8 protein-coding genes are annotated in these 13,118 nt (G+C 40.2%); all 8 read right to left on the reverse strand.

Annotation, left to right across the window (positions count from 1 at the left end; all coding sequences use genetic code 11):
* Nucleotides 1-22: 22 nt before the first annotated feature.
* The 8 genes from CSV70_RS12600 to CSV70_RS16795 all read right to left on the reverse strand — a co-directional run bounded on the left by CSV70_RS12600 (nucleotide 23) and on the right by CSV70_RS16795 (nucleotide 13,040).
* Nucleotides 23-7,495: a collagen binding domain-containing protein gene (locus CSV70_RS12600; protein WP_099661095.1), complete on the reverse strand. Its 7,473-nt coding sequence runs from the start codon at nucleotides 7,493-7,495 to the stop codon at nucleotides 23-25.
* Nucleotides 7,496-7,610: 115 nt separating this feature from the next.
* Nucleotides 7,611-8,231, reverse strand: a complete 621-nt coding sequence (locus tag CSV70_RS12605) for a class D sortase (protein WP_099627807.1) — start codon at nucleotides 8,229-8,231, stop codon at nucleotides 7,611-7,613.
* 152 nt (nucleotides 8,232-8,383) lie between these two features.
* On the reverse strand, nucleotides 8,384-9,040 hold the full coding sequence (locus CSV70_RS12610) for a hypothetical protein (protein WP_099661094.1): 657 nt from the start codon (nucleotides 9,038-9,040) through the stop codon (nucleotides 8,384-8,386).
* A gap of 155 nt (nucleotides 9,041-9,195) precedes the next feature.
* Nucleotides 9,196-9,600 (reverse strand): hypothetical protein, encoded by a 405-nt coding sequence (locus CSV70_RS12615; RefSeq protein ID WP_085132348.1) that lies wholly within the window; start codon nucleotides 9,598-9,600, stop codon nucleotides 9,196-9,198.
* A gap of 74 nt (nucleotides 9,601-9,674) precedes the next feature.
* Nucleotides 9,675-11,054 (reverse strand): sensor histidine kinase, encoded by a 1,380-nt coding sequence (locus CSV70_RS12620; protein WP_085132347.1) that lies wholly within the window; start codon nucleotides 11,052-11,054, stop codon nucleotides 9,675-9,677.
* Entirely contained in the window at nucleotides 11,051-11,722 is a 672-nt protein-coding gene (locus CSV70_RS12625) for a response regulator transcription factor (protein ID WP_085132346.1), read from the reverse strand. The genes CSV70_RS12620 and CSV70_RS12625 overlap by 4 nt, the downstream gene beginning before the upstream one ends.
* Nucleotides 11,719-12,525, reverse strand: a complete 807-nt coding sequence (locus CSV70_RS12630; protein ID WP_085132345.1) for a YihY/virulence factor BrkB family protein — start codon at nucleotides 12,523-12,525, stop codon at nucleotides 11,719-11,721. Before CSV70_RS12630 ends, CSV70_RS12625 begins: the two co-directional genes overlap by 4 nt.
* A 392-nt stretch (nucleotides 12,526-12,917) precedes the next feature.
* On the reverse strand, nucleotides 12,918-13,040 hold the full coding sequence (locus CSV70_RS16795) for a hypothetical protein (RefSeq protein WP_255407681.1): 123 nt from the start codon (nucleotides 13,038-13,040) through the stop codon (nucleotides 12,918-12,920).
* Between the last annotated feature and the right edge of the window lie 78 nt (nucleotides 13,041-13,118).

A 13,118-nucleotide genomic window follows, 5' to 3' on the forward strand; every position in this document is an offset into this window, starting at 1 on the left:
CTTTCTAATTTCTACTTATTTTTTACGCATGCTTCTTTCTGCGTAAAACCCATACACCACCTGCAATCAGCAAGATTCCTAGTGTGATTGGGATGATTGGATAAATTTCACCTGTTTGAGGTAAATTGCTGCCTGTCGAGGTGTTAGGGTTTTTACTTCCACTAATACTACTGATAGTGCCATTACTGCCATTCGTATTGCTTCCAGCGGCTCCAATAGAACCGGCTGGTATATTTGGTGTGCTCGGTGTCAATGGAGTGCTTGGTTTTCCTGGCTCGTTTGGATCTACCGGCTCGCCCGGTTTTCCTGGCTTGTTTGGATCTACCGGCTCGCCCGGTTTTCCTGGCTCATTTGGATCTGCTGGCTCACCTGGTTTATCCGGCTCATTTGGATCCACTGGCTCGCCCGGTTTTCCTGGCTCGTTTGGATCTACCGGCTCGCCCGGTTTTCCTGGCTCATTTGGATCTGCTGGCTCACCTGGTTTACCCGGCTCATTTGGATCTGCTGGCTCACCTGGTTTTCCTGGCTCATTTGGATCCACTGGCTCGCCCGGTTTTCCTGGCTCGTTTGGATCTACCGGCTCGCCTGGTTTACCTGGTTCGTTTGGATCCACTGGATTACCGCCACCAGATGATCCTTCTACATTTAGGACAGCTTCACATGAATTTGTAATTGTAATAGGACCTGTTGCCTTACCATCTACGGATGTATCATAGGCTCCATTCGGTAATTTCCCGGGAAATATTACTTTTCCATCGGTATTTGTTATACCTTTTGCTACTTCTTTATCTCCATCTTTCAAGATAACTTCTTTTCCTGCCCCTACCGATTTACCGTCTTCTGTTACCGTTACAGTAAACTCTTCACATACTGGTGCATGCGTTAGAGTCAATGTCTCTTCACATGTATTCGTAACGTTCACTTTTCCTATTTTTACTTCTTGATGGTATGCATCATACTCATCTTTAGCTAACTTTGCAATATCAAACACAATCTTCCCCTGTGCATTTGTAGTACCCACCGCTTTAACTGTCTCACCTTGTTTCAGCGTGATCTGTTTGCCCGGGCCTACTGGTTTACCGTCTTCATACACTGTGAGCGTAAAGTACTCGCAAGTTGGAGCCAATACAATGGTTCCTGCTTCACAAGGATTTCCAACCGTTACATTACCTGATTTTTCTCCTTCTACATAGACATCGTAATCTCCTGTCGGCATTTTACCTGGGAATGTTACTCTGCCGTCTTTATCCGTCTTACCCTTTGCTACTTCCTTATCATCTTTTTTCAAGACGATTTCTTTATCTTTTACTGGTTTACCATCTTTCGTTACGGTAGCAGTAAAGTCGTCACATACAGGAGCATATGAAATTGTGCCTTCACACGTTTCTGTTACGGTAACTGTCCCGACTTTTTTGCCATCAACGATTACATCATACTTCCCGTGCTTAACGTTGATTGGGAATACTACTTTTCCTGTTACGTCTGTTTTGCCTTTTGTGATTTCTTTGTCACCTGACTTTAAGATAACTTCTTTACCTTTTATGATCGGATTATTGTTTTCCATGATCGTTAAGGTGAAATTCTCACATGTTGGATTAGTTGGGATGGTGATTGTTTCATGACAAGTATCCGTTACTTTCACAGTACCAACTTTTTTGCCATCCACATATGCCTCATAGTCACCATTCGGCAGAACCGATTTGGAAATTTTCACATCTCCATTAATATTTGTTATTCCTTTTGCCACTTCTTTGTCTCCGTCTTTCAAGACCACCTCAATGTCCGGTCTTGCTGGGTTGCCTTCTTCAAATACAGCAATTGTAAAGTCTGTACACACTTCAGGTTGAGGCGGCAGTGGTTTAGGCTTAACTGTTGCTGAACATGTATCAGTTACCTTGAATGAGTTAATAAGAGAAGACTTTTCAAATACTTGATATGTGCCCTGCTTCATTTTCTTATTATCGATTTTGATTTGACCATTTCTATCTGTTTTTGCATTAATAATGGTTTCTCCCGTTATACTTTTTACTATCACTTCAACATCGGGACGAACTTCTCCACTTCTATACTGGACAGTTAGTGTGAAATCTTCACATACAGGAGCAGCTGCTGAAACTTCAGCTATACAATCTTTATAACTGACTTCAATTTCTTTAATAAACAAATCGCCTTCATAAACAAAGTATTGACCCGGACCACCAGCATTTTGAATATCAGTTAGCGGAACCTTCATTTCACCTTGAGCATTTGTTTTAGCTGTATAGAAAGGAACATTTTTCTTTTCCTTCTTCACTGATATCATAATACCAGCACGAGGTTTTCCGTCCTGGTCCTTAATAGTAATTGTTATGTCTGTGCATGTCGGCAGTGGTTGAACTGACGCTTTACAATCAGCATCAGATTTAAAGTTACCAAGTTCCTCTTCGCCAACAAATGCAACATAATTTCCACGTGGAAGGTTTGGAAGTGAAACATTTCCATCTGCATCCACTATTCCTTTTTTAAATGTATCTGTACTGCCTCTTTCTTTAATAGTAATTTCCGTTCCAGTTGGGAATAACTTTCCGTCAACGTCTTTTACTGCTAACGTAAATGTTTCACACGTTGCCATTTTGCCCACTGAAGCTTCACAATCAGTTAGATATGTGACTTTTACATCGCCGACGTATTGTTTTCCTTCATAGACTTCATAAATACCTGGTTTAGTATCTATGCTTAATACGATTTTTCCATCCTTATTTGATTTAGCAGTCATCGTCTTTACTGTACTATCATCTTTATACTTCATAGATACAGTAACATTCGGACGAATTGCACCATCTTGATCTTCAACGGTAATGGTAAAGTTTGTGCATGTTAGAATTAATTCTAATTCAGTTGCACATTTATCATTCGATGAAAAACTACCGATTTTTTCACCATTTTCATAAGCGTCATATTCTCCTGGTGGAAGGTTCGGAATAGAAACTATACCTCCAGTAGTTGTTTTAATCGTTTTGAATTCGGCAGTCTCATCTTTTTTTGTAATCTTAATGTCGATGCCTGCCTCACGTAATTCTCCATCAGCATCTCTTACTGTCAACGTGAACGTTTCACATTTAGATAGCTCGCCTACTACATCTTTACAAGAAACGTCTTTATACGTGACGTTTACTTCGCCAAGGAATATATTACCTTCGTATACAGTATAAATTCCTGCTGTAGTTGTTGAAGGTAATTTGATCTTACCAGCAGCATCAGTAGATGTTTTAATTACGGTACCATCAATTTTATGTGTTAATTTTACAGTAAGATTTGGTCGAATTTCACCTTTAATATCTTCAATAATAATTGTGAATTCTTCACATTTCAACTCTTGCGTAAATACAAATTCACATTCTTCATTCACTGTGAAGCTACCTAATTTTTCACTATCTTCATATACATCATACTTTCCTGGTGCAAGTGCCTCAAAAGATAGTGTGTTTTCTGCAGTTGCTGTACCTACTATCGCTTGATCAACGCTATCGGCTTTCTTTATAGTAATATTGTTAACAAGCTGCTCTCCGTCTGCATCTATCACCGTTAACGTGAAGTTTTCACATTGTGCTCCTTCACCTACGGATGCGATGCAATCACTCTTATACGTGACGTTCACCTGACCGAGAAGTATTTTACCTTCGTACACAGTATAAATACCTGCTGTAGTTGTTTTTGAAGGTAATTTAATTTTACCTTCATCGTCAGTTTTTACAGTAATCACGTCTACTGAGTCATCGGTTGTATGTTTCAATGTTACAGAAACGTTTGGACGTGCAGACAGATCTTTATCTTGTACTGTAATTGTAAACGAATCACATGATGGAGCTGGCTGCACAGATGCTTCACAATCTTCGGTGTAATTTATCTTCACGTCTTTTAACACTGAATTGTCTGCAGTAGTTACAGTATACGTCCCTGCATTAATTTTATTGTTTCCGCTGGAAGGAATCTTAACTAAGCCATCCGTACCTGTAGTAACTTTTGACACTTGGCCTGTCGCTTTGTTAGTCAGTATAAGTTCTTTATTCGAAACTGGCATTCCGTCTACATCTTTTGCTGTTAGAACAAAATCTTTACATATCTTATCTTCATAACCTGTCGGGAAGTTTTCAATGTTTACAATTTGTTTCCCTGCGTATGTTCCACTTTTTTGGACAGAATCGCGATGCAAAGTGAAGTGTATATCTCCAGGATTATCATATCCATCTACTGTGGTTTCTTTTAAAGTATATTTACCCTCTGTTAAGTTCATCCCCAAATCAAATACTCCATTCGCATCTGTTTTCGCGGATGTTAGTGCTTTTCCTGGTCTGTACTCACTAAATAAAGTAAAAGTAACATCTGCCATTGGCAAACCTGTTACTCCATCAATTTTAATCGCAACAAATGGAACCTTAGTCGTTGATCCTGAGTTTCCGTACGTAAAATTCTTTATTGGTGAACTATCAGAAGCATGTAATCCTTCAGTACTTATATAGTTCACTTCGACGTTATTTGTGGCATTTGAATTAGCGCCGCTAGGTCCGAAATAAGTAGTCTCATATTCAACGTAATACGCTTTATTACCATCTGGAAGGGTCAATGTGAATTTACCCTTCTTGTTATCTACGTTTAGTGTGTATCCGCTTTTTAATTCGGTTTTACCTATTGATGGTATAGATTCTGAACCTGTCAAGGCTACTTCATATACTTTGAATGAGTCGCGATCTATAATTTGATCAGGAGATCCTTCGCTAGCTCCTACTGTATCTGTAATAACTACATTCTGCAGATTTGACTGCGCATAGTTAAACTCAAAGTTCCACTTGATTCCTGCCGTACCGTCTACTTGTACTCCGGTTTTATTGATCAATTTATCTGTATAATTGACAGTTACCGTTTTTGTCCAAGAAGAAGTTAAGTCAGGATTACCGTCCTGTGTTAGCTTAGCTTGATTTTTAATTGAAATATTATCTTTAGTTACTGGATAAACTCCATCTTTGTCTTTAGATTTGTACACCACTTTATGTGGAGTCGTAATATCTCCTAAATCCAATACGATTTTGTTAGGTTCACTAGCAGTATTAGTAACAGTTAGTGCAGCACCTTGTTGGAAGTTACCAGCTGAATTAAGTGTTCCTGAATAGACCTTTATATCCGTGACCTTTTGAGTATCCGGTAAAACATCTTCAAAGATAGCGTTAGTAAACTCGTTGTAGTTAAAGTTTAACTCTACTTCCCACTCAAATTCCTGTGTTGCATAGTTGTACTTCCCTTCCTTTTTTCCATTTGTTTTTTGTTCAAGTTTGATTGATGCCTCTGCAGAATCTGAGGGATCTTTAGGCAAGCCACTATTTTTCAGTACAATATCATTCTTAAAAGCACGAGTATTCGTACCGACATCTTTTATATCATAATCAGTTGTATAAGAAATATTTATTTCTTTATCAACAGCCTTCAATAATGTAACTTTAAATCCGTCCTTTGAAATATCAGTTACAGTATAATCAGCGCCTTTTGCTAAGGTGACTCCCCCAACTGTAACTTTAAGCGTATCTTGCTGCAAAGTCATATTACTGTTTGTGAACTTGTCTTCAAAAACAGAGTTGGCATTCAAACTGTAATTCGCTTGGTTAGCAGTAATACTCCACTTAATTGTTTTGGCCTCATAATCAATTGAATTAGCAGTCTTGTTCAACACAAAACTTTTCTTGGTATAAGATTGTGACGCTGTCTTATCGCCAATTACTATGTCTTCACGTTTAACCGTATTTGTTACTTTGAAATCTTGTGCAGCGAAGATATCGCTTGGTGTTGTTTTATATTTAATGACATATGGTTTAGTAACTTCTTGATTGAATTGAAGCGTAAATCCTTGACCGTCACCATTGTCTGTTTTTGTATATACACCTGCAGCTACAGGTGTAGTCCCATCCGCTTCATATACATTGAAGTCTGATAGAACTTGTTTACCAGTACCCGCACCACCACTTGTAGTCCATGTATCTTTTAAAACAGCATCCTTTTCCGAAATGGTACGGTTATTGAAGTTATAATCAATTTTCCACTCTGTTGCTAAGTTTGAACCATTCGGTTTCTCAGAGACGCTCTTATTTAAAGGTGCTCCATAAGAAACTGTAGCAGATTTAGTTTCACTTTTCGCGTCGCCATATTCAGCTTTATTATGATACTGTACAGATTCATTATTACCCGGGTCTTCTGGTATTGTTTTATAAGTAATTTTATACGCTTTTGTTCCATCTAGATTTATGGACATTACTTTATTGGTTCCGTTGAAGTTTGGAGTTAATCCAGTTGCTGTTTCTGTATAACTACCATCTGCTTTCATAGAAAGTTCCGTAATCACGACGGAATTTTGATCATAAATATGTCCACTATCAGTATTGGTAGTTAACGTATCTTTGAATGCTACTGTTCCAGTTGCTTTTAAGTCTGTGTTTACTTTTACTTCCCATTCTATAAATTCACTGTTCGTAGCACTAGGTTTTGCTACACCATTTTCTTTGGTAATTGAATTTCCATTCACTGGTGCGAAATTTAATTCAATAATTTGTTTTCCTGGTAATTCTACTTTTTGATTAGTTTCATTGTCTACACTATTTAACGTAACACTGATTGTAAACTTTGCATTTTCTAGTGCTGCTCCTATACCCTCTTCATCAATAATCGAATCATTAAAAGTAATAGTTATTTCTCTTCCTGATTGTGTTATTACACCAAGTTCACCAAAATTAGTTCCTTCAGGGAATGTGATACCATTGAAAACTTCTGGCAAAGTATATTTTAATGTGGATCCTGGACCATATGTATGACCAGCCGCAAGTTCCAAGTTAAATTTAAGTGTCGCGTTGTCTCCATTCTTCACTGTAAATGGACCTGTTCCTGAAATTAAAGTATCATTTATTCTTAACTCTGCATCTGTAATTACGGATGACGGTAGTTCTCCGGCAGGTACAGTTTCTTTTTCTTCTTCATCCGACTCATCTTCTTCTGCAGGCTCCTCATCCGCATCTACATCTTCAGCATCTTTTTCTTCGTCGATTATTTCTTCGTCGTCAGTTGCGTCAGGTTGTGTTTCATCTGTAGACGGTGATTCGGGTCTCGCTTCAGGTTTGGACTCGGGCTTAGCTTCAGGTTTCGTTTCCGGTTTTATAACCGGTTTTTCATCCGGTTTCTCATCAGATTCTACAGAAGGTTTATCTAGTTGTTCTTCAGAATCATTAGATCCTTCATTTTCTGGCTTGGGCTTTACCGGTTCTTTCGGCTCCTCGGGCTTAACTAGATCTTGTTCGGGAACCTCAACCTTCTCTGTATCTGCCTCAGCAGAATTTCTTTTATTTTCTTCATTCCCTACATCATTCGACGTAGACTGCGGAAAGCTTTCCGCACTAGCCACACTTGCACCAATCGGCCCTAGAATAGTTTGGCTGATGATCAGAAGTGTAAGCATGAATATGTTGATCTGTTTCTTCAAAATTTCTTCCCCTCTTCTCTCTTCATTGTGTATGGCAAGGTCGTTAGCTGCTGACCCTTCAAATGAATATCCCTCTTTTACAACTCTTATCTATATGTAGATATAAATAACTTGGTTAACGCTTCTCCACTTCTTGAAGTTCTGCTTGCACAATCAATCGGTCGGGCGGATTCCAGCTACCGAGTGGTGTGCATGTGACGAGTGTGAGTTGCGGTGTTTCTTTGTCTTCTAATACGGATACGTCTGTTTTATGTACGATAAATGTATCGGTAATGCGGTAATGAAGGATTTCATTCTTTGTATTCACCTGTATGTCATCGCCTACTTCCAGTTCTCCAAGCCGATTGAACTGCTTGCCATCCGCTACTGCACGATGTCCTGCAAGGCCAACATTATGTTTCGTGAAGTCTTTTTGTGGCTCCATGATCCCCGCACCTTTGCCGAGTTCATTCTCCGTAACCCCATCGAACATTAGCATCTTCAAGTCAATTTTATCGATCGAGACAATTCCACGACTACCTTGAAGTGAAGGGCTTTTCTTATCCACTGGTGCTTCCGCTGACGATACCCTTTCCGGTTCATCCGTAAAGTCCACGTCTTCCATGGCACCGAGCTGATCAAAGGCTTCAAGAAGTTCCTGTTGCTGTTTGTCGTATGCGATATTCTTCAACATCGGATAGCAAACGATTAACACTCCGCCAATGACAAGAGCCCAACCTATAAATTTCCGAGTCATTGCACCTTCTCCTTCGATAGACGTATTCTTCACTCATACGAGTATAATGACCACCTCTTACAAAACTCTTAAACTTTTAGTGCTGTATACAGCAGAAAAGAGACTAATCTCCTTTCATGATTAGTCTCTCGCATTTATATTATTAGCATTTCCTAAACAGAATCCTCTTGACCACTGAAAAACTCTTCCTTCAATCGTTTTCCATATGCTTGTCCACTTTCGCCTCGCTTTCGCGGAAACTCTTGCATCACGATAGGTAATACTCTCTCCCAGAGTACATTCATCACATAGACGTCTCGATCAAATTGATAGTCCAGTTCGTTTAGTGTTAATTGTAGCGACTTCGCATACTTTCGTTTTTCCGCGTCCCAAATTGTCGATACATTCTCTTCAATATACGCATCTATTTCGTCTTCCGTTACTGTAATCCCATATGCTTCTTCTGCAATATCTAAAGCATCTTGATAATGTTCTGTTTGCTTCTCCGCGATACCTCTCAGAAACGGAGAAGAGTGCTCTTGCTCAGTAAGATTATTTTTCACACGTAAACGGAACTCTGTCTTACTTGTTGAAAATGATTGATCGAGCTGATTCTCATGCTTTCCGGATTGAATAGATGCCAGCTCCTTTGCTATTTCGGGCATATCTTTCAGCACCTTTTCTACGGACTGATTCATCGAGGCATAATCTATTCCTATTGTTTCGATCTTTTGTTGTTCTGAACTCGCCGTTTGTTTAATTAACAACGTTCCAGCAATCAAGACAGTAAAACAAATCATAATGAGGTGAAACCGATTGCGAGCAGTCATTGTCATTCGCTCCTTCATCTGTTAGGTCGCTCTAGTATGTCATAGGAGTGATGCAATATTTGTTGAAACTACTGATTATCAGTGAAAATTTTCCCGTAAAATTCGACAACAAAAAACCCAAGGATCCGGAGTGAACCAGATTCTTGGGTAATTATTTATTGACGTGCAGCAGGTGTTTTTTCGATCATAAATGTTACAACTACGAATAAAGCAAAACTTATTAATAACACGGTACCGCCTACGATATAGAATATGAGCGAGAATACTTCATTTATATTAAACGGCTGCATGAACTGCAACCACATTCCCGCCGTTAAACCAATCGAACCGATAATCCCTGTCCAGCCTTGCAGTGTTAACAGCTTTCTAGCACGGACTCGGTAAATCTTGTAGAACACGCCCCATGAAAACACAGACAACCAGCCTACAAGTAAAATATGCGCGTGAATCGGACGGAACGCATACGAACCGGCCCCTGCCATGTGGGAACCAAGAACCGTCCCAATTAAACCAAAAATTGCTGCAATACGAATCAATCGTACACTCCACTTTTCTTGCATTTTATATTTCCTCCTGTCGTCTTTATATTACATTTATTATAACACTCCGAGATGAACGGAAGATGAACAGCCTGTTACAGCTTCGGTAAATATACAATGAATAGGGTACCTTTACCTAACTCACTGACCACTTCCACACGGCCATCATGAAGACGTACTACCTGTTCAACAATAGATAATCCAAGACCGGTCCCTTCCACTTCGCGCGTTCTCGAGTGGTCTGCACGATAAAAACGGTCAAATATTCGATTCTTAGTTTCAGTTGACATACCAATTCCTGTGTCTTCAATAGAGAAATAGACCTCATTGTTCCTCTCAGTCAATCGGATGTCAATCGTTCCCCCATCCGGCGAATATTTCAGTGCATTCGACAATAAATTCTCCCATACTTTCTCAAGAAATGCAGGATCACCTTCATACGTGATGTCATCCACTTCAAGCATGACGGACATTTCTTTTTCTTGCAATAACCATTGTGCTTTTCGCACAGTTTCTTTCACTTGCTGATCCACACGGAATACTTTTTTCTGCAATGGCGAGATAAGCTGGTCGAGTGATGTCAACAATAGTAGCTGCTTCGTCAAAGTCGATAGGCGTTCTGTTTCAGACTGGATGATTCCCGCATAACGTATACGCTCAATAGCTGGTAACTCTTCATCCATTAACAAATCTGCATATCCTTTAATATTCAATAATGGTGACTGGAAATCATGCGATACGTCACTGACAAACGCTTTTCGAATTTGGTCATTCTCACTCAAACGATCAATCATCTGTTGAAAGCTATTCGCCAGTTGCCCAATTTCATCTCGACGATCAATCGACAGCTCACTCGTGAACTGCTCCTCGCCTACCTTCTTCGTCGCTCTCGTCAATACAACAATTGGTGCAATCAGCTTCCGCGCAACGACGAGCATCGCGAGAATACTGATAATCGCCATGACTATAACCATGCCACCGAGCAAATAGTGGATTTCCGTGAAGAGCATTTTAATATCTGGTCGCAAAAACAATGCATACGTTTTTCCATCGTACATAAACGGTACACCTACTGTATTAGCGGATTCATTAGAGAAATAACCCGTCACAAACGTTTCTGCCTTTAGGTCCCGCATACCATGATAGACTTGGCCACTATAGACCTTCTGAACCGCTCCATACTCTAGGTTATCATCCCGAAATGCTTCCCCGTAGACAATCGAGTCACCATCAGGCGATTTGACGAGCAGCTTATACCCCGCTCCGGCCAGCATATCAAAGTAGGCTGGTAAATTTATGCTGTCATTCGCCTCGATGAACAAAGCAATCTCCTCGGCAACTTTAACATTCTTCGCATCGTTCTCATCTTTTAAATATCGGTGGTAATAGGTGTTGACGGAAAGGAACGCTACTATCGCACTTGACACCATGATCCCAACTGTTAAGACGAGAAACTTCCCGTACAGCGACTTCATTCCAAAACCTCAAGCTTATACCCAACACCACGTATCGTCACAATCTTCACCTGACTCGTAAGCTTCTCGAGCTTATCCCGCAAACGTTTAATATGCACACTCAACGTCTGTTCATCTCCTTCATAATCAAAGCCCCATACGCGCTCTACTAACACTTCGCGCGTAAACACCTGACCATGGCGAGAAGCTAACACTGACAACAATTCAAACTCTTTTAATGGAAGCAATAATGACTTCTTACCAAGCACTACTTCATAACTCTGGCGATTGATCACTAAAGGACCGACCTGAATCATCCGGTCTACCGCTTTATCATAACGTCTCAAAATAGCATGGATCCGGAACAATAACTCCTTCGGTTCAAATGGCTTTACCAAATAATCATCTGATCCAGCCAAAAAGCCACGCTCCTTGTCCTCCATCTCGCCTTTAGCTGTCAACAACAAAACTGGGATTTCCGTATCTTCACGAAGCCTTTTCGTTAGCGTATAGCCATCCATGCCTGGCATCATCACATCTACCACCGCTAAATCTGGCCACTCCTTGTCGACTACCTCAAGTGCCTCTAGTCCATTCATTGCCTTCACGACGGTATACCCTGCCTGTCGCAAATGAATACTCACCAATTCCAAAATATGTATATCATCATCCACCACTAAAATCTTCATGTAATCCGTCTCCTCCTTTTCCACTCTGCATTCAATAATCCAGAAAGAATAATAATTACTGCCGTTAGATAAAACCATAACACTAGCATGATAATCCCGGCTAATTGTCCATATAGCCTAGAGTAATCCACCCGTGATACATACTCTCCGAATAATAATGAAACTAACTGCCAGCCAAATGCTGAAAGCAAAGCTCCTGGCAACGCCTCTTTCCATTTCATCTTTCCCGTTGGCATAAGTTGATAAAATAATAAGAAGAACAAAAATAAAAAGAATGTGCCAAGACCCCATTTTATATTGGGCCAAATATACAACCAGCCTTCCCATGCATCTAGCACATCATAATACGCAATGACTGTATGCATAAGTTTTTCAATCAACGGCAAAAATAGAGACATCGGTACGATAAGCATGAATAGAATCGTTACACCGAGATTACGGATTATGCTAATCCATAGCGGTTGCTGATGAAGCCTCCGATTCGCCATGTCCAATGAACGGGCAAATGATTGTACCGCAATGGATGTGGTCCATAATGCAGCTAGCACACTGAGTGCTAGTAACTTGCCATGACTTTTATAAAGTACAGACTGAACACTTTGCTCAATCAGCTGAAAAGATTCATCTGGCACAAATGGACGTAGCAACGCTAAAATACTAGCCTCTTCTACAGGTAAGAATTGTACAATAGACAGCACTACAAGCAAAAAAGGCAATACCGAAAGCAACAAATAGTAAGCGTTCTGCGCCGCCTGATCAAAAAAGCGTTCTTTAAAGAAGCGTTTAATTATAGTCATGAACATAGAAATCCCTCCCCTGCTATCGTACGTGTCTTACTATCAATATACCCCAACAAGTCATAGACTATTAGGTTAAATGAAATTTTAAAGAGAAATTTAGTTATTTCCTGGGGAAAATAGTGGATGTGGAGTAAAGTTGATGATCTTTTGGTGATTGAATGGTTGGTGTGGCTGATAAGATTGCTTGCTGAGGGGCGTGATGTGGATAACCGTGGGGATTGTAGCGCTTAAGACGTTTGATTGAGCGGATAATCGTGGGGATTGAGCGCTTAAGACGTGTGATTGAGCGGATAAGCGTGGGGATTGAGCGCTTTAGCTGATTGATAGAGCGGATAAACAAGACAATAGAGCGCTTGAGCAAACGGATAGAGCGAATAAGCGAGGCGATAGAGCGGTCAATGCATTTCATAGAGCAGTTTTGCTGGACGATAGCGCGCTTTCTCTGATTCACTGAGTGAACAACCAATATCCACGAGATTACTCAACTTGGGATTCAGTTCATTTCCATAATAAAACACAAAAAAGCCACTCCCCAAAGGGAATGGCTTCGCATGCCTAGCAACGTCCTACTCTCACAGGGGGAAACCCCCAACTAC

It is taken from the genome of Sporosarcina sp. P25, assembly GCF_002743235.1.
Lineage (GTDB): Bacteria > Bacillota > Bacilli > Bacillales_A > Planococcaceae > Sporosarcina > Sporosarcina ureae_B.